The 26,532-nt window shown below is 54.5% G+C and carries 22 protein-coding genes and 1 pseudogene; 7 read left to right on the top strand and 16 right to left on the bottom strand.

Going from position 1 to position 26,532, the window contains the following annotated elements:
• Window positions 1–207: 207 nt before the first annotated feature.
• From M0D64_RS28570 to M0D64_RS28560, 3 genes are all read right to left on the bottom strand, one after another.
• The gene (locus M0D64_RS28570; protein ID WP_154562776.1) at window positions 208–492 is read right to left on the bottom strand and encodes a hypothetical protein; all 285 of its coding nucleotides are present in this window, start codon (window positions 490–492) and stop codon (window positions 208–210) included.
• Between the two features lie 269 nt (window positions 493–761).
• Entirely contained in the window at window positions 762–1,205 is a 444-nt protein-coding gene (locus tag M0D64_RS28565) for a DUF4399 domain-containing protein (protein ID WP_154562778.1), read from the bottom strand.
• 47 nt (window positions 1,206–1,252) lie between these two features.
• A complete protein-coding gene (locus tag M0D64_RS28560; RefSeq protein WP_266260207.1) occupies window positions 1,253–1,756 on the bottom strand; it encodes a DUF4399 domain-containing protein in 504 nt (167 codons plus the stop codon).
• Between the two features lie 402 nt (window positions 1,757–2,158).
• On the opposite strand from M0D64_RS28560, the gene M0D64_RS28555 reads away from it, so the two are divergent.
• Window positions 2,159–4,150: an SUMF1/EgtB/PvdO family nonheme iron enzyme gene (locus tag M0D64_RS28555; protein ID WP_266260206.1), complete on the top strand. Its 1,992-nt coding sequence runs from the start codon at window positions 2,159–2,161 to the stop codon at window positions 4,148–4,150.
• Window positions 4,151–4,299: 149 nt separating this feature from the next.
• Here the strand turns inward: M0D64_RS28555 and M0D64_RS28550 are convergent, their stop codons facing one another.
• Entirely contained in the window at window positions 4,300–6,507 is a 2,208-nt protein-coding gene (locus M0D64_RS28550; RefSeq protein ID WP_266260205.1) for a serine/threonine protein kinase, read from the bottom strand.
• Window positions 6,508–6,922: 415 nt separating this feature from the next.
• On the opposite strand from M0D64_RS28550, the gene M0D64_RS28545 reads away from it, so the two are divergent.
• The 5 genes from M0D64_RS28545 (at window position 6,923) to M0D64_RS28525 (ending at window position 10,418) form a co-directional block, all read left to right on the top strand.
• On the top strand, window positions 6,923–7,204 hold the full coding sequence (locus M0D64_RS28545; protein ID WP_154562784.1) for a hypothetical protein: 282 nt from the start codon (window positions 6,923–6,925) through the stop codon (window positions 7,202–7,204).
• 88 nt (window positions 7,205–7,292) lie between these two features.
• The gene (locus M0D64_RS28540) at window positions 7,293–7,577 is read left to right on the top strand and encodes a hypothetical protein (RefSeq protein WP_154562786.1); all 285 of its coding nucleotides are present in this window, start codon (window positions 7,293–7,295) and stop codon (window positions 7,575–7,577) included.
• A gap of 183 nt (window positions 7,578–7,760) precedes the next feature.
• A complete protein-coding gene (locus tag M0D64_RS28535) occupies window positions 7,761–7,988 on the top strand; it encodes a hypothetical protein (protein WP_154562788.1) in 228 nt (75 codons plus the stop codon).
• 488 nt (window positions 7,989–8,476) lie between these two features.
• Window positions 8,477–8,761 carry a DUF3303 domain-containing protein gene (locus M0D64_RS28530; RefSeq protein WP_154562790.1) on the top strand — a complete coding sequence of 95 codons (285 nt, stop codon included), beginning with the start codon at window positions 8,477–8,479 and terminating at the stop codon, window positions 8,759–8,761.
• A gap of 19 nt (window positions 8,762–8,780) precedes the next feature.
• A complete protein-coding gene (locus tag M0D64_RS28525; protein WP_266239074.1) occupies window positions 8,781–10,418 on the top strand; it encodes an MFS transporter in 1,638 nt (545 codons plus the stop codon).
• A gap of 557 nt (window positions 10,419–10,975) precedes the next feature.
• Here the strand turns inward: M0D64_RS28525 and M0D64_RS28520 are convergent.
• On the bottom strand, window positions 10,976–11,224 hold the full coding sequence (locus M0D64_RS28520; RefSeq protein WP_266260203.1) for a hypothetical protein: 249 nt from the start codon (window positions 11,222–11,224) through the stop codon (window positions 10,976–10,978).
• Between the two features lie 178 nt (window positions 11,225–11,402).
• On the opposite strand from M0D64_RS28520, the gene M0D64_RS28515 reads away from it, so the two are divergent.
• Complete coding sequence (locus M0D64_RS28515) at window positions 11,403–11,558, top strand: hypothetical protein (RefSeq protein WP_266260202.1); 156 nt, start codon at window positions 11,403–11,405, stop codon at window positions 11,556–11,558.
• 202 nt (window positions 11,559–11,760) lie between these two features.
• On the opposite strand, the gene M0D64_RS28510 is transcribed toward M0D64_RS28515, so the two are convergent.
• The 11 genes and pseudogenes from M0D64_RS28510 to M0D64_RS28460 form a co-directional block, all read right to left on the bottom strand.
• Window positions 11,761–12,861: an acyltransferase gene (locus M0D64_RS28510; RefSeq protein ID WP_266260201.1), complete on the bottom strand. Its 1,101-nt coding sequence runs from the start codon at window positions 12,859–12,861 to the stop codon at window positions 11,761–11,763.
• Between the two features lie 323 nt (window positions 12,862–13,184).
• Window positions 13,185–13,975 (bottom strand): annotated as a pseudogene (locus M0D64_RS28505) (IS3 family transposase).
• Window positions 13,976–14,396: 421 nt separating this feature from the next.
• Window positions 14,397–16,292 carry an acyltransferase family protein gene (locus tag M0D64_RS28500; RefSeq protein ID WP_266260199.1) on the bottom strand — a complete coding sequence of 632 codons (1,896 nt, stop codon included), beginning with the start codon at window positions 16,290–16,292 and terminating at the stop codon, window positions 14,397–14,399.
• Between the two features lie 394 nt (window positions 16,293–16,686).
• Window positions 16,687–17,781: a glycosyltransferase gene (locus tag M0D64_RS28495; RefSeq protein ID WP_266260198.1), complete on the bottom strand. Its 1,095-nt coding sequence runs from the start codon at window positions 17,779–17,781 to the stop codon at window positions 16,687–16,689.
• Between the two features lie 16 nt (window positions 17,782–17,797).
• Window positions 17,798–18,799 (bottom strand): hypothetical protein, encoded by a 1,002-nt coding sequence (locus M0D64_RS28490; protein WP_266260197.1) that lies wholly within the window; start codon window positions 18,797–18,799, stop codon window positions 17,798–17,800.
• 25 nt (window positions 18,800–18,824) lie between these two features.
• Window positions 18,825–20,171: a hypothetical protein gene (locus M0D64_RS28485; RefSeq protein ID WP_266260195.1), complete on the bottom strand. Its 1,347-nt coding sequence runs from the start codon at window positions 20,169–20,171 to the stop codon at window positions 18,825–18,827.
• The gene (locus M0D64_RS28480; RefSeq protein ID WP_266260194.1) at window positions 20,137–22,380 is read right to left on the bottom strand and encodes a polysaccharide biosynthesis tyrosine autokinase; all 2,244 of its coding nucleotides are present in this window, start codon (window positions 22,378–22,380) and stop codon (window positions 20,137–20,139) included. Before M0D64_RS28480 ends, M0D64_RS28485 begins: the two co-directional genes overlap by 35 nt.
• Before the next feature lie 48 nt (window positions 22,381–22,428).
• Window positions 22,429–22,905, bottom strand: a complete 477-nt coding sequence (locus M0D64_RS28475) for a low molecular weight protein-tyrosine-phosphatase (protein ID WP_266260193.1) — start codon at window positions 22,903–22,905, stop codon at window positions 22,429–22,431.
• Between the two features lie 83 nt (window positions 22,906–22,988).
• Window positions 22,989–23,993, bottom strand: a complete 1,005-nt coding sequence (locus tag M0D64_RS28470; RefSeq protein WP_266260191.1) for a glycosyltransferase family 2 protein — start codon at window positions 23,991–23,993, stop codon at window positions 22,989–22,991.
• Between the two features lie 18 nt (window positions 23,994–24,011).
• Window positions 24,012–25,286 carry a flippase gene (locus M0D64_RS28465; protein WP_266260189.1) on the bottom strand — a complete coding sequence of 425 codons (1,275 nt, stop codon included), beginning with the start codon at window positions 25,284–25,286 and terminating at the stop codon, window positions 24,012–24,014.
• Window positions 25,283–26,521: a glycosyltransferase gene (locus M0D64_RS28460; protein ID WP_266260188.1), complete on the bottom strand. Its 1,239-nt coding sequence runs from the start codon at window positions 26,519–26,521 to the stop codon at window positions 25,283–25,285. The genes M0D64_RS28465 and M0D64_RS28460 overlap by 4 nt, the downstream gene beginning before the upstream one ends.
• Between the last annotated feature and the right edge of the window lie 11 nt (window positions 26,522–26,532).

Here is a 26,532-nt window from a genome sequence, read left to right as displayed (position 1 = left end):
CACGAGGAGAACGCGCTATTTAAGTAAAGCATGTCCTGCCCGGCTTCACCATCGAAGCGGTGCAGGAAGGTCGGCGCGGGGATCGGGCGGTGACGCTGGGGTCGTGTGGAAAGAACGATTGGATGCGAAATCTTTTTGACGCGCGGGGGTTGCCTGAGCTTGCGCGTCCCGCGGAGGCCTGAGAGCCTCCGCGGCGGCTTACGCCGTTCAATACACGTTGATGTTGTTGCTCGAAGTCACATGCGGGTCGATCGTGGTGGTGACGCCGGCGACGAACGCTGCGTTGTTGCCGTTGGCGCTCTGAATGTTCATTTCGTTGCTGATCAACTGCGTGGCGCTGACATTCTTGCTGTTGTTCGGCGTATACACGGGCGAGTAGTTGAAGAACGAAGACGACGGATAGCCGTAGCCGAAGCCGCCACGCACGGCGCTCATGGCCTTGCTGTCGAGTTGAGCGGTGATGGACAGGTCTTTGATCATCAGCGTGTTCATGGTAAATCTCCTGGAAGGGAAACAGCACAGTCTTGCGGTTGGGTTCGAGCATCTTGTCTGCTCGAGTGTCACTAATGCATGGGCTGTGCCAGCTTTGCTTTCCGATCCTAAGAAATCTTGCGAACGGCTGTAGATAAAGGGTTTCGGGGATGATATGCCGCTAGAGGCAGTGCGACCGCGACGATGTGGCCGGTTGGAGCTGGTGGATCACAACCAACAACGCCGGCAACTGTGTTGGCTGTGATGTAACACCGAAGCAGAGCGCCGCCTCAGCGCGCAATCACGGTGATCTTCTTCGAATACACCGGCGGGTTGTGCGGTATATGCATGTCGTCGCCCATCAGCAGTTGCAACGTGTGCTTGCCGGGCGGCAGTTGAATCATCGTTTCCGTCTCACCCGCGCCGAAATGCAGATGATTGCGGTCTGACGGAATTTCCTGGTCCATCGGCGGCAGGTCGGTGTCGATCAGCAAATGATGGTGCCCGGTGTTCGGATACTTGACGCCTTTCGGCGCCACGCCCATATAGCGCAGGCCGAACCACACCCGAATCGGTTTGTTGGCCTGCACCACCTGGCCATCGTTCGGATAGCCGATATAGGCGTGCGCGCCGGCCGGCGACGGCGTCGTACCGGCCGTGGCGAGATTCGGCGAGGCCAGTGACGCCAATGTCGCAAGTGCCACGAGCGCCGCGAGCGCGATGATCTTGTACATGTTGGTCTCTCCGTCCTGACGGACCCGCTATGAATGAACGGGACGCGCTAGTCTTTTAGCACGGTGATGGTGATCTTCTTCGAATACACGGGCGGTACGTGCGGCACGTGGTTCTGGTCGCCGAGAATGAGTTGCAGGGTGTGCTTGCCCGGCGGCAACTCAACGCGCGCGTCGGTCTCACCCGCACCGAAATGCAGATGATTGCGGTCCGACGGAATTTCCTGGTCGAGCGCCGGCAGGTCGGTGTCGATCAGCAGATGGTGATGCCCGGTGTTCGGAACCGCCACACCCTTCGGGCACACGCCCATATTGCGCAGCCCCATGCGCACCCACAGCTTGCCACCGTGAATCACCGTGCCATCCGACGGCCAGATGATGTATTCCTCGGCGCCCGGTGGCGAAGGTGTTTGTTCGGCAAACGCGGACTCAGACGTGAGCGCGATACCGAGCAGGAGTGAAAAGGCGGCGCACAAAGCCGTGCCGAGCGTGACAAGGCTCGCCTTCGTTCCACGACGTTTGTCGAGCACGCCAAGTGTGAGGGTTCTTCGCATTGCGCACTCTCCCGAAGAATAGCCGTCCCCGCCCCGGCTGCGCGAAGCGCAGGCTGGAGGCTCCGACTGGATGTCGCGGGCGCTCGCGTAGTTGCACGTGGGTTCACGTGGCGGGTCGACGTCGATGAGCTGCCGCTTTATTAAAACGGCCGTACAGCGCTACTTTGTGAATTAGCTTAGGACGTAACTTGCCAAAAAGATACGCCACACTCGTTAACCGTATAACGCATTAACGATGCGCGGACCATTGTCACGCGCAAACCGCGTGCTATCGTTGTTCATAGGTTCTCGATGGAGAGTCGATCACGGCATCGATGCTGCGATCGGTTCGCGCCAAAGGCTGACGCGGGCGGCGCGGTCGTCGAAACCCTATGTTCTGTCCGGAACAAACAGGATACGAATATGTGGCGAACATTCCTGCTGGTGTGCATGGTCGGGGCGATTCAGGCGCACTCGGGCAGTGTTTATGCCGCGGCGCAGCGTGACGGCGCGGAGCACGGCGCTGCCGCTATGCGTACGACGGCTACGTCCAGCGCGCCGCTCACACTGCTACAGGACAAGCCGGAACCGGCGCGTATCGCGCTGGTGATCGGCAACGGCGCATACGGCGATCATGCAGACCCGCTTCGTGGCAATGCGCCGCGCGACGCAGAAGCCATGCGCGACGCACTGCGTGCGCACGGCTTCGACGTCATCATGCGCACCGATGCGACGCCGCAGCAAATGCAGCAGGCGATTGGCGAATTCCGCCAACGTCTGCTTAAAGGCGGCATTGGGCTGTTCTATTTCGCGGGACACAGCATGCAAATCGGACGGCAGACACTGCTCGTGCCCGCTGGTCTCGACGCACGCGCGCCGGCTCGGCTGGTCAGCGAAGGCGTCGATCTGAATACCGTATTGCAGGCGATGCGTGCACCGCGTGCCGGCGCGCTCAATCTCGTGATTCTCGATACTTGCCTGAACAACCCGTTCTCCGCTGACGTGTCAGTCGATAAAGCCACGTTGCCCGCCAATACCCTCATCGCCTACGCAACGGCGCCGGGCGGCTTTGCAGCGGACGGCATGCGGCACGGTGTCTATACGGGCGCATTGCTGCGCGCGTTCAACGAGGCGTCTTCATCACAGGAACTTGCGGGCTTGTTTCAACGTGTCGCGGCGAGAGTTAGCGGGGTGACTGGCGGCGAGCAAACGCCGTGGATTGCCTCTTCGCTTGCCAAGGACGTGAGCCTGAGCGCGCCGGTATCTCGCGGCGCTGGTGCAGCGCTCCTCGCCGCTGCCAGCGACGATGCAATTGCCGCGCTGCACAGTAGAGGCATTCTGCCTAAGGACAGCAGCGAGCAATACGAGATCACCTTCTGGGACTCCATCAAGGACAGTAACTACCCAAGCGACTACGAGGCCTATTTGAAGGCCTATCCGAACGGCCGCTTCGCCGCGCTCGCCCACGCGCGCATCGACCGGCTGCGCGCTGCTGCAGCGGCGAGTGCGCCATCTGCGGCCCCGCCGGTTGCGCCACAGCCGCAAGCCGCACGGCCAGCCGCACCGGCCAGCGTCGTGCCACAAGACCACCCGCGCCCCGCCACACCCACGCCAACTACGCCACCTGCAACGACCGCCCCACCTGCGGCCCCTTCCGCGCCGGTAGTCGCGCAAAAGCCCGCAGCGCATCCACCCGTTGCCGGCGAAAGCCGCGACTGCGCCACCTGCCCGATCATGATCGCCTTGCCCGCGGGCTCGTTCTCGATGGGCAGCAGCACCGACGATCCCTCCGAAAAGCCCGTTCATCACGTGACCATCGGCGCGCCGTTCGCAATCGGCAAATACGAAGTGACCGTCGAGCAATGGAACGCGTGCGCCGCGGCAAACGCCTGTCAAAAGCTGACGCCCGAAAGCAATACGAACAAGGCTGCACCGGCACGCGACCTCAGTTGGGAGGACGCACAGCAGTACGTGAAGTGGTTGAGCAAGACGACCGGCAAACCGTATCGCTTGCCCACCGAGGCCGAATGGGAATACGCGGACCGTGGCGGCACCACGACGGCATACTGGTGGGGCGATCAGATGCGCAAGGGTAACGCCAATTGCAAGGACTGCGGCGATCCATGGCACAAGGAAGGGCCCGAATCCGCCGGCTCGTTCGCGCCGAATCCGGTGGGCCTGTATGACATGAACGGCAGCGTTTGGGAGTGGGTCGCCGATTGCTGGCATAACTCCTACCAGGGTGCGCCCGCCGACGGCCACGCATGGGACAGCCCCACCTGCGACATGCGAGTGATTCGCGGCGGTTCGTGGCGCGAAGGCGGGAGCTACATGCTGAGCGCGACACGCTTCAAATACAGCGCGAGCGTGCGCCAGTCGCAGGATGGCTTCAGGGTAGTTAAGGATCTTAAGTAAAGCGTGGGCTGCTGGGGCGGCGGGAGCTTCTGTCGAACAGCGCGCTTGTGGGGCTGCGCGTGATTCCAAGCCATGCGTGATTCCAAGCCATGCGTGCTTCCGGTCCTGCGAGCACTTCAGGGGCGTTGTGGGTGATCCCAATGCGTCGCTTAAGGCGTGCGCGGCTTCGTCGTGATCGGCGCGAAATCAGCGACGATATGATCCTGACCGTATTTGCCACCGATCTGCGCGAGTCGCGTCTCCAGTGCGCGCAGATAGTCCGCACGTGATTCGCTTTCGGGCCGCGGCTTGTCGAATAGCTGCGCCGGCGTAATCAACAACACCACCATCTCCGATCCAAACGGCTTCGAGATGATCCAGTCACCCGCGCTGCCGATCGTGGCTGCATAGTGCGGGGGCGCCTGATTGTCCTTCGCACGCGGACTCGGCACCATGTGCACGACGCTACCGTCGAGCTGGTAGTAATCGAGGTTCACGTACGAGTCGAATGCGGGCGTGGTGACGTCGACGATAAGCGGATCGCCTTCGCTCAACAGGCCACCGGGCGGCCGCACATGCAGCGACGCAACGTGGCCCGCTTGCCAGTTGTGGGTCCAATAGGGTGCGAGCGCTTTGATCGTGTCGCATTTGTCGTCGGCTATTGGCTCGACCTGGAGCGTGAGCGTATCGACGCCCGGCAATGCTGTCAGCGTGTCCTTCAGATGCGCTGCGCCGTAGCGTTGCGAGACGTAGCCGCGCACTGTCAACGAATGGTCCTGCGCCGAAGCGGACAGCGCCGAACACGGTACTTGCGCCAAAACCGGCGCGATGGCGGCTAAGGTCAACGCGGGTTTGGGCGCGGGCGGCGCAGCAGGCTGCGCTGGCGGTGGTGCGCCGGGCGCTGCGGCGGTTGGCGCGGCGGCTAGCGCTGTGGTTGTCGCGGCAGATGAGCCGGCGGCCGGCTTTGCGGTTCCTCCAGCGACCGGTCCGGCAGTTGCGGATGGCTCAGGCGCATTCGTTGCCGCCGAAGCGGCCTGATCCGCCGACGCCTCCGAAGCCGCCACAGCCGGCTGCTGGCCATCCTGACGATTCGGAGCCGACCGGAACGCAAACACGCCGACAGCCGCGGCACACACCACCGCAAAACCCGCGAATCCCGCCTTGACCAACGTCCCCGACTTCTCCGCGCGCGCTTCGTTGTCGAACTCCGCGATGAAACGCACGACACTCGGCATGCGCGTGTTGCGATCGAACGAAAGCGTGGCCCGCAAGGCGCGCCACTGCTTCGCATCGAGATTGGGCGGACGCTGCGGTTTGAAGTCCGCGTTGCGAGCCTGCGTCGCCGACAAACGGTCGAACGGATGATGGCCCGTCAACAGCTCGTAGGTAATGCAGCCGAGCGCGTAGATATCGTCGCGCGGGTCCGGCTCGCGATGCTCGATCATTTCCGGACTCGCATACGCGGGCGTCAACGCGCCGAGACTGCCGGGGTCGAAGACAGTTGCATCGCTCTCCTCCTCCGGCCGCTGGAACACGCGGGCAATGCCGAAGTCGATCACCTTCACTTCGGCATTCGTCGTGAGAAAGACGTTGGCGGGTTTGAAATCGCAATGCACGAAGCCGTGTTCATGCGCATAGGCGAGCGCATTGCACATGCCGCGCACAATCGGCAACGCGGCGCGAACCGGCATGCCCTTATAGCCCGGCGTGCGCAAAAGCTGGCTCAGCGGCTTGCCGGTCAGGTACTCCATCGTCAGGTAGACGATCGGTCCGTCCCGGTCGAAGTCGTACACCGTGATGATGTTGCGGTGCGCGAGCACCTGCGCCTTGCGCGCCTCGCGTTGCAGGGCGACGAGCGAATTCGGATTACCGCGAAACTGGACGTTGAGCACCTTGATCGCGAGATACGGTTTGCGATCCGACGCTTCGAGCTTGCGCAAATCGAGCGCCTTGTACACCGTACCCATCCCGCCCACACCCAGACATTCCTCGAGGACGAAGCGGTTGTTCAGCGTGTCGCCGGTACCTTTGATCTGATCATGTCCCGGCGCGCCGGCGGCGCTCGCTGCCCCTACCGAGCTTGCGGCGTTGGCCGCACTGGCGGAGCGCACCGACGGTATCTCGACGGTGGTCTGCATGCCGGTTTCCTCGCCGCCGGCCGCCACGTTCGAGACGCGCAACTGTTCGATGCGCCGCCGCACTTCGGCATAGAGATCGTCGGGTAGAGGGGCTTTGCGATGCGCTGCGCCAAGCATTTCCAGCAGCTGCGTGCGATCGAGTCCGTCGGTCGTCAACGTGCTGTCAAGTTGAGCCACGAACTCGTCACGTGACAGCTCGCCGCTCTGATAGTCGCGAATCACATGCGCAAGGCTAGCCATTTGTGCGAAGCGCCCCCGCTGCCGTTGGGCCGGATCGCATGCGACCGGAGCCTTTCGGGCTGATAGAAAACCTGTCGTAACCAGTTACATGCGCCGCTTCGATACTAGCTCCCGACCCGGTCTTTCGCAAACCAGGATTGCCCCGCTGCGTGCACGGCCGGCGAGTGTCTTGCGACATCCAACAGAATCCGATGCGTTGTTGGGTACGCGCCATCAGCCGCGAGTCGTTCGCTAGCGACCTTGTTGCTACTTCGATGCGGCGACATGGCGTGAAAGCCTTGTGCATCAGGCGTTCGTCAATTTTCTTAGGATGCACGAGTAAAACTGGCACAGCCCATGCGTTAGTGACACTCGAGCAGACAAGATGCTCGAACCCAACCGCAAGACTGTGACGTTCCCTTCCAGGAGATTTACCATGAACACGCTGATGATCAAAGACCTGTCCATCACCGAACAACTCGACAGCAAGGCCATGCGCGCCGTGCGTGGCGGCTGGGGCTACGGCTTCCCCAGCACGTCGTACACCAACATCAGCCCGGTGTTCGCGCCGAACAACAGCAAGAATGTCAGCGCCACGCAGTTGATCAGCAACGAAATGAACATCCAGAACGCCAACGGCAACAACGTTGCGTTCGCTGCCGGCCTCACTTCGACGATCAACCCTAGCGTCACGTCGAGCAACAACATCAACGTCTAAAGCCTGATTCGGCGAAGCGGAGACGCCCTCGGCAATTTCCGCTTCGCTCCGATCACGCCCGTCTTCCGCGCACCTTTGGAGAATCACCATGTCATCCCTCATGATTCGCGATCTATCCCGCACCCGCGAGCTCGACCGCCGCGCAATGTCGGCGGTGGCCGGCGGCACCGGCAGCAGCGTCCCCGGCCTGCCCTCGGTGGCCGGCCTTAGCGGCATCGCCAATGTCAACGTCTCGGTGAACCAGAACCTCAGCCAGATTCAAACCGTCAATGTTGCCGCTCTCAACAACATTGGCGTGATCGGCGCCGGCTTCGTGCCGTTGAATCTGAATGTCAGCCCGTCGCTGTGGGGCGCCAATTACGCCAACGTTTAACGGCATGCAGTAGCGAAGGACCGGGGGCTTCCCTACTGCTGCCTGCTCACATCCGGCAGGCGAGCCGTAAGCAGATTTCCTATACTGATAGTGCGACGAGACCTCAGCACAGTTAAAGACACTCCCGAGCGACGGCTGGCCAATCGCACCAGCCGCCGGCTCGATCGCTTCCCCGGAGCCACCATGGCAAAGCTCGCTATCAAAGACCTCACCGACAGCGTCGAACTCGACCGCCAGGCGATGGCCGCCATTGTCGGCGGCGCACGCATCGGTGCACGTGCGAGCATCGCCGTGCAGGTGGTGCCGAGATCCGCACGCGTCGTCGACTATCCGCCGGGTTTTCCCGCAGCGCACCAGGCCATTGTCGATGTGCGCGTTGATGCGGTGCCGCGCAATTCGTCGCGCAGCTAGGCCTTTGATCAGACATTCGCAGCAACGGCACGCGCTTAACGCGCGTGCCGTTTGCGTTTGATGCATTGGCGTTTGTTCTGCTTGCCATTCGCATGCGTGCCGGTGGTGCGGGCACACTGCATGGCGCGCTTCGAACCAGATCGATACCGACATCTTCGACAACCGTTTTAAAAGGTCCTTCTTATAGGACGCACGAGAGGTCCGCAATTGGAAACGAGCGCAACCGCCAGGCTATTCCTGCGACGGATGAATTTGTTCGATTAACCTGGTGAATGTCCGCACGCAGCGACGTTAGCGACCGTGCACTCACCTATGATGGTTAGGATGCCACGTGGTTTTATGCCGTCCGCCGATAGCACCTGCCATCCGGACAGCATCCTGGCGCAGAAGCGTTGGCGGCGGCGAGGCACGCAAAAGCGTCGCACAGCGCGAACGGCGATCACGACCCGCCACGAGCCGGCATCGCCAAACCATATTGGAGACACACAATGAAATTCATCGTGCAATGGGATGGCCTGCCGACCGCGGAAAACTCCGTCATCGAGCGCTTCATGAAAACCGGCGGCCAGGCGCCTGAAGGCGTCAAATTGCTGGGACGTTGGCATGCGATCGGCGGATTGCATGGCTTTGCAGTCGTCGAGGCGGACGATTCGCGCGGACTGTCGGCGCTGGCGCTCGAATGGGGCGATTTGCTGACCATGAGCATCTTCCCCGCGGCGACTGACGAAGACCTCGGCGCGGCATTGGGTGCGTATCAGGCCACGCGAAAATAAGTCCGCAAGTAAGACAACCATGACGCCCGACCTTGACACGCCCCTACCCACCGGACAACTGCTGCCGTTTCGCGAGTCGCTGCTGGCGATGCTTGGCGTTGCCTTCGTCTCGATGCTGGTGGCGCTCGATCAAACCATTGTCGGCACCGCACTGCCGCGCATCGTCGCCGATCTGAAGGGATTCGATCTGTACGCATGGGTCGCGACGGCTTATATGCTGGCTTCAGTGATCACCATTCCGATCTTTGGGCGGCTGGGGGATCTGTTCGGCCGCAAGCCGTTTCTGATCGCAGCGATTCTGTTGTTTACCGGCGCGTCGGTACTGTGCGGATTCGCCACCAGCATGCTGTTGCTGGTAATTTCGCGCGGTTTGCAGGGGATAGGCGGCGGCATTCTGATCGGCACGGTGTTCGCCACCGTTGCCGATCTGTTTCCCAATCCGAAACTGCGGCTGCGCTGGCTCGTGTTCGTTACGTCCGCGTTCGGGGTCGCGAATATGGTCGGGCCGACGCTTGGGGGAGTGCTCACACAATACGGCGGCTGGCGGCTGGTGTTCTTCGTCAACGTGCCGGTCGGCCTCGTGTCGCTGCTGTTCGTCCAGCGCTTTTTGCCGCCGCTGCATCATCTGCGACACAAGGGGCCCGTGCGGCTCGACTGGCTCGGCGCGTTCGTGGTCGCAGTCACGTTCGGTTCACTGCAATTGCTGATCGAATTGTTTCCGAAGTACGGCGTCAACACGGTAACGATCGTGCTGGCCGTCGTTGCGGCGAGTTTTGCAATGACGCTGTGGCTATGGGAGCGGAGGATGAAGTATCCGATCATTCCAGTGGATATGCTGATGGACCGTAAGCTGTCCGCGCTCTTCGCGATGTCGGTGCTTGGCGGCTTCGCGCTGTTTTCGCTGGTGTTTTACGTGCCGCTGCTGTTTCAGGGCGGCTATGCGATGTCCGCGCACGATTCCGGCATGCTGATCACGCCGCTGCTGCTCGGCACGACCGTCGGCAGCGTGGTGAACAATCGTATCGTCACGCGGATCCGTCGCGCGAACGGCATTATGTATGTCGGTTTCGCGCTATCCGCGTTGGCATGTCTGGGCGTGATCGTACTCAGAGGTACCGAGCCGCACCTGGTATGGATGTCGTGCATGGGCATCAGCGGTCTCGGGCTCGGTCTCGTGGCGACCAGTCTGACCGTCTGTTCGCAGCAGATCGTCGCGCGTGATCAGATCGGCGCGGCAACGGCGTTGCTGCAATCGCTGCGTACTTTTGGGGGGATGCTTGGCACGGTGATGACCGGTGCGTTGCTCGGCCATCTCTATACCCAGGGGGTGCATCGCTCGCTTGCTTCGTATCAGGCGACGCAGTGGTTCAAATCGTTTGCGAGTCCCGAACTGCTCGTGGACCGCGCGGAGCAGGCGGCGTTGATCAATCGTCTGGTGAGCGCCGGGCATGCGGGCGATGCGATGATGAATTCTGCGCGGGATGCGCTCGTGCAGTCGATTCATATCGGCATTCTGGTGGCGGGTGCGGCGGCGTTGATCGGGTTGTGCCTGGCGTGGTTTGTGCCGCCGGTGAAGATTAGTTATTCGGAGGCGGAGTTGGTGGTGGGTGGGCCGGCGCAAGCGGATGCGATTCCGCCGCGGGGGAATGCGCTTTAGCGCGGTGATGGGCTTGGGCCCTGGGTCCGATTTCGCCAGCTTGTCAGCACTCTCCCGACACCCTGATAGTGGTGCGCGCAACAAATGGCCTGACGCTACCGAGCCACCCAGCTTCCAACAGTCCTCTGTTTTTTCTGTCTGCTTCTTGAGGTTTGGAGGCACTAACTTGTGCCGTTTGACATGCGTTATGTCGATGCACTCCCGCGAGTAAAAGCCCCCTTATTGAGGGCCGGAAAGTTACCTCTTGAAATCCCTCCGCGATCGAAATAACCCTTAAACGAAGGACAATTCTACGCCCCGCTCGCACGAACGGTCGTCAGAAAGCTTGACCGAACGATTGTGATTTCTTACCATAGGCGTCGCCGCTTGCGCACTTAAGACCAACTCGTTTTCAACCAAGCGCGCATAGAACAAGGCCAAAACTAAACAACGAGGTCTTCCGGGGTTCTTGCATGACAATGGATGAAGACATCGCGCACGTGGCGCGTGTGATGGCGCCGTCTTTGCGCGCCTTTCGCGGTGAACCTGTGCTGCCACCAGCATATTGGCGAAAGCGATTACAGCGCATACAGGATGAATTCCCCCTGACCGAATTGCAAACGTTTCAGATCGAGCGTTTGCTTGGGGAGTTGGATCGGTTTGAGGCGGAACGGAGGGGCGGGTTTAGCGGGTAGGTAGAACGTGCTGAACTTTGGACTGCAGCGGCCGGCACCGGCACCGCGCGGAATTTCCAGATAGTCGTCTGGTGGAACGGGGCGATGAAACTTCAATACCGATGGCAACTTCTTTCCCAGCGCCGAGGCCACCTACAGCATCGGAATTTCGGCCCCCCGGGTACTGACGCTCAATGCATCTGGCGAGACCGCGCTGTCGAGCGCCACAAGGACCACCACCTACACTGCGACCACGAATGACTGGACGGTCAGATGCGACGGCACCAGCGGCGCGTTCACGGTCACTTTGCCAGCAACCTCGAGCCTCGGCATGGTGCTGAACGTCAAAAAGATCGATTCCACCGCGAGCGCCATCGCAGGCTACGGCTACGGCAAGAGCATCGACGGCACCGCGTCCACGTCACTCACTACGCAATATCAGTACTTGATCATCCAATACAACGGCACGACCCGGTACATCATCTAAAGAGCGAAACATGGCTGATTTCACCGTTACCCTGAGCGTCACAACCGGCGTGACGACGACGTAGAAGCAACAAGGCTGCTGCCGGGCTGACGGACTACAACTCCCAAATCCGCAAGCGTCGATCGCGAACGCGCAGGACTACGTTCATTTCGTGATGGACATGGCCGCCGAGAGCTACGCCAGACAGTACAGCGTCATCGTTTCATGAGTCTGCCGTGCGTTCGAAACCGTGCAGATTCGAGGGCACTTTCGCTCGGCCGCGCGCCAGCACCCAGGCGCGCACCGGCGCATCGTAAAAACGATCCGCGAGATGCACGAACAGGATCACGCCGGGCAGCAACACCATTATCCACGGGAACCGAGACAGGTCGAGGCCAAGCGTATGCGCCAACACGTACTGGCATGCCATCAGAATCGGGACGTGCAGAACGTAGACACCGTATGAAATCGTTCCTGACCACGTGAATAGTCGATGCAGTCTCGTCGACGGTTCGAACGAAGCGGCAAAATGAATGATTGCTGGTATCAGCGCGACAATGCTTACCGCCGCAAGCGCGCCACTTCCCGCCGGTGTCGATGGAACACACAACACTGCCGCCGAAAGCCCAAGGGCTGCAACGGCCCGCAGATCGCTGACGCGCCGGCCGGCACTACGAAACCGGTACAGGAGGATGCCCACAGAAAAAGAAAAGGTGACCCGCGCCAGTCCCATATACACGTACAGCCAGTGATCGCCCACGTCGACCTGCCTGCTATACAGTGCCTTCACCACGATCAATGAGCCGGTAGCAGCCGCGACAATGACCAGACGCTTACTGGTTAGATGTCGATGGAATATCGCGTACCCTGCGTTGGCAATCAGCTCAAAGAAGAGTGACCACGCCGGTCGGTCCAGCGGATAGAGACCGCTGGTGACGACAGATGGCAGCATGAACAGGCCAAGCGCAAAGATGATCGCCAGTGTCCTGAGCGACGCCACCGGCGCGCAATCGACGTAGTGCTCGCGCAGCAGCACCGCGCCGATGCCGATCGACGTTCCCAAGATGTAGAGCGGGTAGAGCCTTATGAAGCGGAGCCGCATGAATCCGGCGAAGCTGAGCCGTCCCTGAGTCAGTTTGCTCTCGTACGCGTTGGCGATCACAAAGCCACTCATCACGAAAAACAGGTCAACTGCGAGATAGCTCTGCTGAAAATCCAGGCCCCCGAAGCTCTTTGGTGCGTGCCGCAGCACGACCAGAATCGCCGAGATTCCCCGAATCGCATCCAGGGTGGCGTATTTGTTTGCCGTCGATGTTTTTTGCATGGCGCCCGTAGACCTTGTTTTTATCCGTAAATCCGGTACAAGTAAGCGACTTTTATGCCATGGAATTCCTTCCCTCAGACGGCCTGATGTCAGCCCTAGATGTTGGAGCGATAGGTAACAAAGTGCGGTGTTACGGCCAGAAGTTACGGAACATTGAGGTTTCGTCGTCTCCTAGCGCTGTGTGTACGAACAGTGTATTGGGCGGATTAAACCTCTAATACTTTTCCTCGATTGCCCTGAAAGCCCCGTCGCTTGGCTCCTGTCTCGTTGTCATTTGATTCGAGTGAGGTTCCTTCAGTTTTTCGCATTCCATAGCGCCTTGGTTATGCGGCTGCATCCTTGGTCTGCTGAGTCTTGATCCTCAGTCTTGCAGGGACTGAACCGACCATACAAGGCCAAATGACGAATGATGACGAACCCGGTTTATAAAACACCGACGTATCCAAACAAGTCGGCCATCGTTTCCTGGTAGGTCCGATAGCGCGTGGCGTGTACCCGCTCGTTCTTCAGACTGTTGAAGAAGCTTTCCGTCGGCGCGTTGTCTCAACAATTTCCCTTGCGGCTTATTGTGCAGCGCTCGCCATATTCCGCCAGCCTTCGCTGAAAGTCGTGACGGGCCCGGATGTCGTTCTCGCGCATGAGCCACTCAACCTGCGCCTTGCTGGTCGGAAAGTCGCGCGAGCGGATCTTCGTCGTCATACGTGGCGAGCCATAGACGCCCTTGACTTCGGCATGGATTGCCCGGATAAACACCAGCAGTTGCCCTTCGCCCAGACGCCGACGTTGGGGCGTGCCGCCGCGCCTCCATGTGCTATAGCCGTTCCGGATGACCGACAGGACCTCCCACCGCGACGACAGCGGACAGCGCTGGCTCTGCGAATCGATCCAAAAATATTTCAAAGGAGGTCCTTCGCCAAGAACACCGTCGCTCATTTTTTGCGATTTCAAGTTCCATTTTCACCCGCTTGTTCTCAGCCCTCAGGCGTGAGAGTTCCATCTGTTCAGGCGTCGTCATCTTCGCCGCGGCGCAGAACTGCGCTCCCTCTTCCGACGCCCTGATCCGGTTGCGCAGCATCTGCCCCGGCATCCCTCACTCGCGAGCCACCACGCTCACGCCTTACCCGTCCGTTTCACACTGCACGGCCGCAGCCTTGAACTCCACCGTGTACGCCTGGTTTGGTACCTTGAACATCGATTCTTTCCTTCCTTGAGATCGAGTTTGCACAGGACCTGTCGGAAGGCGAAATTTCGAAAGACGCTCAATCATGCGCAGGAAGGTGCAATGGCAGTCGTGTTTTAGCGTGCTGCGCTCAATACTCGGCGCTTCGAAAATGCCGCCACGCCTAGCCGCTTAGATCGTCGCCACCAACAAGCCCCAGAGTGAACCAAAATCCAGAAAGTCGAAGCGGGCCAGCGTTAGGTCCCACGTCGCCATAACCGCTCCTTAATTCTACACACCATTATAAAATCGATTAAATTGAAGGCAGATAAATCAAACATTCTCGAAATAAATCTCAAATACCCCGAATAGCACGTCACTCCGTCTTGATTTTTGGAGGGAAAATTTGCGCATCAATTTCTTTGGCAAGAATTCGAGCTCCCATTTCAGTAAGATGGTTATCATCGAAATACATCGGAATTTGCCCATCAGCCCAAATCCGACACACAGGGCTACACAAAGAATTATAGGCTGACACGTACCGAATATTCATCCCGCCGACGCTATCATGAAAACTCCGATCAATCACGCGCTGTTCTGGTCGGATATGTCGCTCAACAATATTCAGATTATTCAGATAAAGACCCTTTGCAAGTAGCCGGGGAAACAGTTGATCAAACTCCACTGTTGGTCCGAGTATGACGACACTATCCGCGTACCTTGTTAGAAATCTAGCGGACTCGGCAGCGCGATGCGCATCGAGCTCATTCCATTGTGCTGACAACACAATCATGTCAAGGCGATGTAACGGGAGGAATTCGTTAAACATGAAATGCATCAACTCTGTACACCGCACAGCACCGGTAGTTCCTAGAACAGGTTTGCATCCGGATGCACTGGCCTGTAGAAAATTAATATCTGGGCGATTTTCTGAAAATCCGGACCAAAGCTCCGCCGCGTGACTGTCTCCTAACAAAAGGACATTCTTCACGCCATGCCGGGTTGCCAAACAAGATTTCACGTCAAATAAAGAATAATCATTTGCCGCGGAAGTGAGGAAACACCGTCCATCGCGCATAACTTTGCCCGCATCATAGTTCGAAAACGATAGGACTCGAGCGACATTACCCGGAACTGGGAAAAGCGTCGCACTCGCCACCGACGCTGAGACAGCGGCGATGCACATAGCAGCCGCTGCCGCCCCGGCTAATTTAAGAGTACCGGAAGATCCCCCGCTGAATTTCGCACGTCTGAAAGGTTTTTCGACAAATCGAAAGGATAACCATGATATAAAAATGCACGCTGCCATCAGCCCTATTTTATCGACAGTTCCCGGGATATGAATTGCGTCGCTATAGATAACGTAAACCGGCCAATGCCAAAGATACAAGGAATAGGAAATCATTCCGACGAACCGAAGCGGGCTCGAACCAAGTAATTTGGATACGTATGTTTTCCGGCCCACGCCAGCGTGAATTATCAGTGCAGCCCCGAGACATGGTGCAAGAGCCGCTGGACCAGGAAATGGCGTCAAGCTATTTGTCAATCGAATACTAGCGAATATTATAGATATGCCGAGAAGTGCGGCAAATTCAGAAACGACTGGTCGAGAAATTGTCGGGAACGCTTCGATTGCCATTAATGCGCCTACCATCAATTCCCACGCACGCGACGGCACTAAATAAAACGCGGCCGCAGGGTTTGTCCTCACCATTTCGGCCGCCCACAGAAAACTCGCACCTGCGATGCAAGAAATGACTAATACCCGTACGCGATGAGTACTCCGTTTCAACAAAAACATTAAAATCGGAAAAAAAACATAAAATTGCTCCTCCACAGACAGTGACCAAGTGTGGAGCAACGGATTGTGGGCCATCTTCGCATCAAAGTAGCCGCTAGAGAAGTAGAAAAGAAGATTTGAGATAGACATCACCGAGCCAATCACACTTCGCGAAATTGAAGCGACATCTCCCGGGAATCCCGTAATAAATGTACACAGAATACAGAAAAGCAGCATCACAAACAAAGCAGGCAGAATACGCTTCGCCCGGCGGCCGTAAAAATCGGCGATCCTATACCCTCCGTCCTGATTCTTATCGTGAAGTATTTTTGTGATCAAAAAACCCGATATTACAAAAAATATATCGACCCCAACAAAGCCGCCTGGAGCCAAATGCGTCAAACGAAAGTGATACAGGATAACGGGGACGACAGCAAGTGCCCGCAACCCGTCAACATCCGGACGATAATTCCCCTCAACAAAACCCGCCATAAATTCCCCCCGAGCCCAATATTCAACACACTCGTAAAGCGTCGGCAGCGCATCTTTTCCCCTATCTCGCGCTTCCCTTTCTAGACAAGGCCGGCGATCGCAGTTCTACACAGCAGCACGCTGCTCAACACGGCTCAGCCTCCATGTAGTGTTAATAACAACCACTTACCATCCCATAAATTTCAAAATAAACTGACCATGCTAACAACAATATTAATATATAGAAAATCCACTAGCGAATCGCACCAGCCAAATATAGTGATACGCTTTTATCGCGCTCCCGCAGTCCAACGCGAGCCATTCAATCACCACAGAGATACGCGCCTTCCAGATTCAACGAGCTTATTGACTGCACGGAAAATATGTAATTATGGAGTTATCCATCCCCTCATTTTTATTCGAGACCACTAATTACACCCAAGAAATCAAGTCCGACTCTCGAGATATCATAGCGCCTCGAATTCTCTGAACCCATCATCGACAAATCGAATCTGAGTTTCGAATCGCTCTCCAACCTTTCCACAGCAGCAGCCCAACTCTCCGGACGCTCTGGCGACTCTACCGGATAATACGTATTGCCCATTGTCTCGTCGAAAATGTCAATTTTACTCGCGCAAATGGGTGCGCCGTATGATTGAGCCTCGATAGGTGTCCGTCCAAAGCCTTCCAGAAGCGATGACGTTACGAACAAATCTGCTGACGAATAGGCTAAGCGCAAGATGTCGTCAGTGACCTCATCGACAAAGGCGAAATCAAACCCACCACCTTCGCTCAGTTGCAGATTGACTGATCGATTTCTTAAGTCGATCGGTCGCCCGAGCTTGAGGAAAAACACCCGCTTTGCCACGCTCGCGCTGGCGAGGCCCTTTATCAAAACGTCAAAATTTTTCCTCGACTCCTCCGACCCCACCGCTAAAATTAGAAATTTTCCGTTTAAAGAGAGCCTCAAATTCTTCGCGAGCAAATTTCTTGCCTCCACTCTGTCATTTGAATCTCTTTCAACACAATTTATTTTGAAAGCGTTTGGCACAACATGGGGCAGCGAGCTCCGATAAGTTTTCTTGAATAATTTCGCGGTATTTTCTGACGGGCAAACCACCTTTGATCCCGAGCGCAGGGCAAGCAGGTTCGCCCTTATCACAATATTTTTTATTTTATCGATGAGATTCGGATGTTCAACCAAAATCGGAAGGTGATGAACAATGACGATCACCTTATTGGTTCGCAAAGCCGCAACCCAGCTCATAAATGCAATATCTTCTTGATACAACACCACCGTATCGTCGCGTCGAACCGAACAGAACAACCTCAACGGTATGCCTAAAATCTGATCAAAATATCTCCGGACCGAGCGGACCTTGCCAGAGAAATAGTATCGGCAAACCTCATGAGCGTTGCTGGAAAGCGAGTCGCACAGCATCTCGCTATATAGTCCAACTCCAGTCGTCTTCGAGTTTTTCGGACCAAGAACCCAATGCACGATCATCATTCACCCATTCAATAAGCTATTTCGAAAAAATATCATGCATAGCCGCTGCGAGAGGCTTCTCGTCGCCATTGGAAAAAAATAGCCCGAAACAATATTCTGCAGGCTTTCGAGATACCCCCAAATTGCCCGGAATCGCTGAGGGATAGAAATCTGAATATACCCATACACCACCATAGGGTAAACGCTCTTTTCGCAGCGCCTTTTCGATATCCGTGACATACTGAGCTTGCTTATTACCATTTACGCTGCAATCAACATCTGAGAGTGATACGTTTGAAGCACCTATGCTGGAGCCACCAACCTCTCCAAAGAAGAGAGGAGTGTCGTTGATTTCAGATCTAATCACACTAATCACCTCAGGCAGCTTTTGAGGCGACATGTAATAATGAACATCCCAGAGATCAGGGGCAATCTTTGCATCTAACGCACTTTTAATGAGCGTATCAATGGGTCTTGTAACACCGACTACCAGCGAGAACGTAACCGGTACGGATCCGAATGCATGTTTAGTGTATGGAAGCACTTCCATTACCCAGCGTTGCGCCTTGGAATCACTTACATTAATTTCATTTTTTATATCAATGTAAGCAATTTCGTCTGGGTGATTTATTATCCGAGTTAGTTGCCGCACCCATTCTTTAGAATCATCGATTTTGTCAAAATCCCCCCAAAGATCGAATAGCGTCAACTGAACCTTCAAGCCGTTTCTTTTTGCAATCGCAAAAAGTTTTTTTATCTTTTCGGCCGACAAATCACTCACTGAAGGAAATCCTATTTCTGCCGGCTGCAGGAAAACTCTTACGGTATTGAATCCCAGTTTGTGCAGCCTTCCGAAATCTTCATTTACCTTTTTGTCATCCCAGCGCTGCCAAAAAAAGCCCCAGCCCGCGTCAGCACGATAATAATTAACCATCCTCAGATTTTCTAGTCGCCGCTCCACTCTCGCCCCGTCCGCGGAGGCAAATGTAACGTTAAGAAGCCCCACAAATACAAACATCCATCCAATCACTGTCTTCATAAGTTGCTCGATTTCAGATTGAAATTCAAATACTAGATCTCTCGCTTAAGCCGAGAACGTTATTGGAATAAGAATAGTGCACTCGATCAGTAGAAAAATATCGCCGTGAGAGAGCACCGAATACCAAGCTCATTGGACCAAGTTCAACGACGTTCGTCGTGATCCCATAGACCAAAACCGCCAAACTCATTTGAAAACAAAGCGTTGAAAGCGGCGAAACACCAACGTATTTTGCATTCGATGCAGCACGAATTGAAAATCCCACCAGAAATGGCAACCATGCTATTCCGAAAATAAAAACCCCATACACAAATACGTTATCAGCCGAATTATATGAATTAGGATCAAATAGCATCAACGGCGTGCCAATACTTCCGACCCCGGCACCAGAAATGAAATTTCCAGCTTTGAATAGTAACTCCCATGCCTCCGGCCACGTGTATACGAGACGCACAAAAAACGACCCAAATACACTTGAACTTATATCACCGGGACGGATAAGCTCGAATTGTGTAATCAATGGAAGCATCGGCATTGTTATCAACACCAAAACTACTGCAATGGGTAGCATTGCTAGCCAGGTTCTCGCCTTTGTCCGCATCCACAACCACACAACTGAGTTCAGTGCATACGCGAGAAGCATCCCCTTGGAGGTTGTCATCCCAATCCCTATTCCTGTGAATAACCACAAAATCCAAAATAAACTGGATTTTCTATTCCTTGAAAGGATGCAGATGGCCGACACGAGTAAAAATCCGCTGGCGTCGAAAGATGACCTCGCGAACCCTGCGACTCGACGGACCCCTTCGAACGACCAGTCGCGGCTTCCCGCAACCTGCACGTTGCCGACGTCAAACGCAAACCCTGACCAAGGAACCGCGGTTATTTTGTCCCACGATATCCCGATCAGTGTGATGACCCATATCGCCAGCATAAAACGCGAATCGTCAATCAATCTCTCAAGTAGCTCCCTCGATGAAAACACGCCCAACATGAATGGCGTAAACAGATATACCCCAAAGACCACAGCCATAATCTTTCCATTGCTGCAAACAGCCACGCCAAAAGATAGCGTCAGGCTTACGATCATCACGAATTCGAATTTTTGAATTCGCAAACAACCGATGGATATGACAAGCCAAAGAACTACCGCAACAACCACTAACGCGTTGGTGGCATATGCCAGTGGCAGTAGGCCGACCAACCCTAGATAATATCGAGCGGCGCCCCCAATTGCGATCATGCCTAGGTGAGCATAAGCGATATATGAAAGCGCGCGATCAGTCATGAAGTTTCCGCCGAACTGATTATTCGCGTTGAATAATGCGGCATCTCTATTACGAGCGTTCTTCGGCATAATATTCGTAGCCATAACTGTAACCATACCCGGATTGACGCGGCTCGAACCCGTTGAACACTTGACCAGCCATTTTGGCGTTCACGTTGGAAAGCCGTGACATTGCATCAATCAAATGGCGCGGATTTGTGATCTCCGCACGGGAGACTACGACAACCGCATCGGCATGTCGCGACATCCAAAGCGTGTCGCTGACCGGGAGTACCGGAGGAGAGTCGATGATGACGAAATCGTATTTCGACCGGAGAAACTCAATTAGATCCGCAAACTTCGATGATTCCAATAATTCGCTTGGGTGTTTCGGGCGTTGACCCGCCGCCGGTATAACATCGAGATTCGGTTGCACTTGACTCCGAACAACACTATCCACAGTAGAACGGCCCGATAGGACTTCTGCTAACCCGTCCTTCGATTCCAAAGGTATGTATCTGCCAACAGTTGAACGCCTCATGTCTGCGTCAATCAACACTACCCGTTTTCCGGAAGCGGCGAGCAAGTATGCAAAATTCACCGAAATGAATGTTTTTCCCACGTTCGGGGTTGGGCCAGTAAACAGTATCACCGTCTTACCGGCTGAGTCCGTAGATAGTTGCATTGCGCTTCGCAAGGATCTCAAAGCCTCCACCGCTCGATCACCTGTATGCGTATGCGCCAATAGGCAGGTAGGGTTATGTTTTCGCTTTGACACAAACGATCGCCGAATACGATCCTGTGTCTGACTGACCGGAATCACTGCTAGTAGTGGAAGGTCAACCAGAAGATCTAATTCCAACGGATCCTTAATTGTCCCCAAAGCCGTGGCTCGAATCTGAACCGCGACAAACGCGAACAGTAATCCACACAATGCGGCGCTCCCTAACACCACTTCGATCCGCGGCCAATTAGCAACTTCAGGCGCCACGGCATGCTCGGCAACGAAAACGTTTCCGGTTGTGCCGGCGTCCACCACCTCGAGTTGCTGCTCATTTTCGAGTAGCGCCGTGTACAAGCGTGTGTTCACGTCAACATCCAAACTCAGCCGAACAAACTCTTGCTGAGCCATTGGAAGTGCCTCTATTTTGCGGTTCGTTGCGGCGATCTGTGACGCAAGCTCCTTCTGTTGGGCAGCGTCAACGCGCAGCGTCGGGTGGGGTCCCTGAAACAGTTGGGTTTGGGCCGCGATCTTCACATCGGCAGTGGCCTGTTGACCAGCCAAGTCTGCGGCGCGATCGAGCAAAGCCGCTGTCTGACTGTCCAAATCAATCATTCTAGACTTGATGCGGTATTCATTTAGCTTCCGCTCTGAATCGTCAACCTTTTGACGAATCTCCGGCAATTTCTTTGTCAGAAACGCGAGGCTAAGCCGCGACTGCTCGGCTCGGTGCTCAATATTTAATTTGACGTATTCCGCAGCGACCGCATTCACCAACTCTGCAGCAAACTCAGGGTCGGTATCTGTGTACGTAATTTCGATAGTCGAAGAGTCTCGTGTCGTCTGCGTCGCGGTAAATCGCTTTGAAATATTTGCGTAGGTTGCAGCCGCCGAAAATTTCCGAACTGCAAAGCGCGTTCCGACGTTTCCTTCAAACTGCGACACAACAATCGAGCAATCGTAAGACGCACCCGATTTATCAGTTTTGAAAGAGACTGGCTCGCCAGTACTACCAGACGCCAAAACCTTGCCACTATCGTCAGTAAGATTCCAAGACTGCCGACCAGTTACGGTGACAAAGAACTTTTCTTCTAGAAGTTGTCTCGGGACGTTAAAAACGTCAATCTTCAATCGCTCTCCGCCCCATGCGAAGCGCTTTAAGCCAAACAATGGCGTGGCCACACCCTCATCCTTACGATAGCGAGCAAATAGATCGCCAATTATAGGGAACCGGTTGTCGACCTTAATACTGATGTCTGCGTCCAATCGCGAAATAGCGGGATAAATCGTCGCGCGAGACGTTATCACGTCAAGCTCTCCATCGACAGAGTTTGATCCGAGTTGCAACGCCGTGACTACATCCGCCAAAGCACCCAAGGCCGAACCTTGCTGCTGATCGATTTGTACAAGCGCGTTAGCCTTGAATTTAGGTTTAGCGACAACTACGTAAGCGACCCCAAGTATGAAGCACAGAGCAAACACACTCAAAAAGAGCCGACGGTGTCGTCGCACATTTCTAATAGCGTTCAGCAGATCGAAATCGTCGTCTGCTGGCCGTTGGCTCCGGTCCATTTTTGTCAAGTCTCGCTTCATGACGCTCCAACCTAAAAAATATATGAATTTCCTAATAGAACCCGATCTTCAACCGTTTAGGTTCTTCAAAGGCTTGCACCACGATGCGCAAGCCTCTTCAATAAGGCTCAACGTTCGCGTGAACTCTGTTTTTCCTCGCCCATACGGATCTAGTATTTCCCGACCAATCCAATGCCCCAACAACCAAATCTTTCCTGACGATTCGGGATAAAGATTAATTAATTCCGCTCTCTGATTTCGCTCCATCACAAGCACTAAATCGGCCTCACGCATGTCGCTACGACTAATTTTCTCTGACTTCAGCCGATCGACATCCTTGTGACCCTTTGCAACCAATAGGTCACCTGCATGCAGGTGTACCGGCTTCCCAGAGACGCAATGCAACCCTCTCGAAACGACCGAAAAATTCACACCCCATTCTTCAATCAATTTACGCATGACCTTCTCGGCCATCGGACTGCGGCATAAGTTCGCTGTGCAGACAACGACAATCAGTCCACGATCAAGGCCATCCACTTGGCTCATTTTCAGTCCTTCCAGGCGGGCACGCCCCGCACTATATAAATTCATCTGTTCTTGCGCACAGCATTGCGCAACGTACAATCCACCTATACCCTCTGATTCTCACCTATCGGCAAACCTCTATTAGCCACGGCCTTTAACTTTAATTCCAGGTATTTTAAATAAAATCCCGGAAACGTTAATTTAGCTCGTGCTTTTAACGGCTGATCAGTTCTGCAGCCGCTTCGACCTGATTTCGCCAAAAACTCCGCACACGATCGGCGCACGTTAGGCGGCATTCGAAGCGTCATATGACAGGCGAATACGAAATGTCGAATTCCAATCAATGCCCAAAATCCCTTCGCATTCCCGCTTAAAGATAGTGAAAATGCTTCTTCTGCCGAGGCCAAGATATCTAAGACGTCAGAAGGTTTCGTCTCTCGCGTAATGCTGCCAAACCGTTGTCGATAGGCGAGTAGCGGTCGTGCGATTGATCTAGCTAAATTGCACTTTATATAGATGTGGGGGATCGTTGCGCCATCCTCATACCTACGGCCAACGGGAAAGCGAATGCCCTCGAACAGCGTCGCACGGTATACTCGAGCCCACGCGAAATTTTTAAATCGGTCCGCAAAACTCAGCCGCTTTTTGTCGCAGAGAGTACCGTACGCACTTTCGTGCCTACAAATATTTAAAACACCGATTGGCGTCCCGCCTTCGGCTACTAATGCTGCGTCGTATTCAATAAGGTCAGTTTTCCCCTCAGCAATAAAAGGCATAATCTCCTTCCAGTAGCTTGGAAACCAAAAATCGTCACAATCAAGAAACGTGAGATAATTTGAATCGACGCTGTCCAGAGCCACGTTCCGAGCCGCACTCAACCCGCAATTTTTTTGTTGAATCATTGTGGCCACATTATCCGGGAAGTGCCGAAGCACCCGCTGTGCAATAAGTACCGTTTCGTCCGTTGAGCCGTCGTCGACAAAAATAATTTTTACCGTTCCATCAATTGGAATTTGACAAAGGACGGACTCCAGACACTCCTCAACATAGCACTCCATGTTGTAGGCCGTAATAATTACGCTTAACTCAGGATATTTGATATTTTCCATTGATCAGTTATTCCAAAATTAATTTTGAATCAAAAGATCAGTTTCTGTTTTCTGCCAAAAACGTTTCATTGCGAGCCACATAAAAAGAGCGACAGATGTCTCAGTCAGTAACGTTACGACTGCCGCCCCTGCTGCGTGCCACCGTGGCACGATAATCATCGACGCAATAATATGAAATATCGCTGAGCTGATGATGATGGACGTGTACGCCTTTTTTTTGCCTGCTGGCAGCAAACCCAACGGACCCAAGACATTGCTAACGCAAATTACAACTAGCATTGGACTCATAATCCTAAGTAGCTCAGCGGACTTGAGCAGCTTCTCGCCCAAAAACAACATGACGGCGGTCGACGAAAACAGTGCTAAGCCAAGGGCAACTATTAGCATAACCACCGACTCAGTTAATAAAATCCACTGAATTCCTTGACGGGCAGCACGTTTTGAAATCTGCCCTAGCGCATTCATCCGCGGAAATAACGCGCCGTTTATTGGCGATATCAGCCCCAAAGCAGCACGTATCATCTTATCCGCACCCACGAAATATCCGACCTCGACAGATGTCGAGAAAAAACCCAAAATAACTGTGTTTGCGGTCGAATATAAATTTACCGCCACCGACGATATGAAGATTGGAAATCCATCACCAAGAGCGTGGACAATTGCAGTCGGAATTAATTTTGTCGGCCGCCCAACCGTCAAGGCTGCACATATCAAAGCAGCCATTCCAGCCGCGAGATTGACGAACCCAAAAATGACCGCATAAATGTGACTATCGGTTTGCCCTCTCACGAAAGCAAAAGTTAAAGGCAGAATGAGGGTTTTTGCCGATATGGTAAACATAGCGGTAAGCGACATCCTCTCAATCCCTTGGAAATACCATTGAGGCATTAGCGCTTGCCCAATAATCCAAAGAAAAAATGGCGCAAGCAGACCGGCAATCTCTCTAATCTTTAAGCTAAATTCTGCGGCAGTAAAGATTAATGTGGCAGCGAAAATCACTAAGAAAATTTTTGCATAAACAAAAGTCCAAAATTCTCTCTTCATGGATTCTGGCGATTCAAGACGCGTAATAACAATCCTTCTTGTCGCAGTGATATTGAAGCCAAATTCCACGAACACAATGAAGAACTGCGTTATGGCCTGCGCGAATCCAACTCGTCCAAATTCCGCAACGCCTAGCACGCGGACAAGGTACGGCGTCTGGATCAGAGGCAATAGGTAATTCGCAGCCTGTAAAACGACTAGCGAAAATATGTTCTTTAGAACCGAAAGATCAAGCAACTTGTGCTTCATAGTGCGGCGCTCGCGACAAAGTTGGCGAATTCACGATTTAGCAAACATGCGTTGAAATCGCGCTCGATCGTGTTTCTCGCTTCTCGCAATATTTCCTGACGCTGCTCTGCTGTAAGAACTAGAGACCGTAAAATTGCCTCAGCCAGCCCGAATGCATCTTTTTCTTGAACTAGAAAGCCACTTTCGCCGTCTCGTACCAACTCAGGAATACCGCTGTGCCTGGTAGTGATCACTAAACGGCCCACGGCCATCGCCTCCATTAGAGAAACCGGAATTCCTTCTTGATCTCCGTTTTCTGCCGTGACGCTCGGAAGGACGAAAAGATCACACGCGTGCATCCACTGACGCACTTCGTAATGCGTCGCTGATCCGCGAAACTCGACGCTATCTTGCAAGTCCATGCCTCTAGCCTGTGCCTCGAGGCGCAGTCTTTCGGGACCGTCACCTACAATCACATAGCGAGCTAAAATGCCCCGATTTTTTAGCAGATCCATCGCATTCAACATGTACGCATGGCCCTTTTTTTCTACCAGGCGGGCCACCGTGACAATTGTGATTTCCCGCTCGTAGCGGGTCCGTGGACTAAAGATGTATGAATCGGAATCAATTCCAACGTGATGTACTTTCAGCTTTCCGGGGGGGCACCCTAAACTCCCAAGTCGTTCAGAAAAATAGCTGCTGACCGGAAACAACCAATCGCCATTTTTGAAAAGATATTGGTAGACGTTTCTTCCCTTTAGCGCAATATAGGCTGTCACGTCGTTCCCATGAAAAATAGTAATTAATCGCCCATGAAGGAACCCGCTCTTACAAAGTGCCGCACCTACCAACCCATTCGGGCCAAAGTGACAGATAACGGTCACCTTCTTCCGCGCCATGCCTCGAGTTGCGTGGGCGATCAACAGATAATTCCAGGAGAGAGGAGCAAAAAAGCACACCTCTGCAAGCAGGCGGATGGTAGAGATCGGTGACTGTTTTCCCAACACCACCAGTCCGGCCATTGAGCGAATCATTTTTTTGAACCGGCTCTTCGGTACGTCGTAATATTTAACTACGTTCTCCAGGCCACATTCCTTCAGCTTCGCCAACGCAGCGATCTCATTTTCTGTTCGTTCCGCGATAACGGTCACGATATTCCCCGCGCTTTTCATCGCCAGGACGTGATCCAGAACAAATGTCTCCGACGTCGCGGGAAATTTTCCGACAATGAAGACAAAATTTGAGGTCGCATTCATGAAGTTTTTAG

This window comes from Paraburkholderia sp. WS6, from assembly GCF_030464835.1.
GTDB lineage: Bacteria > Pseudomonadota > Gammaproteobacteria > Burkholderiales > Burkholderiaceae > Paraburkholderia > Paraburkholderia madseniana.
Note: the sequence above shows the minus strand (reverse complement) of the source record. Positions and strands in the feature narration are given on the sequence as shown.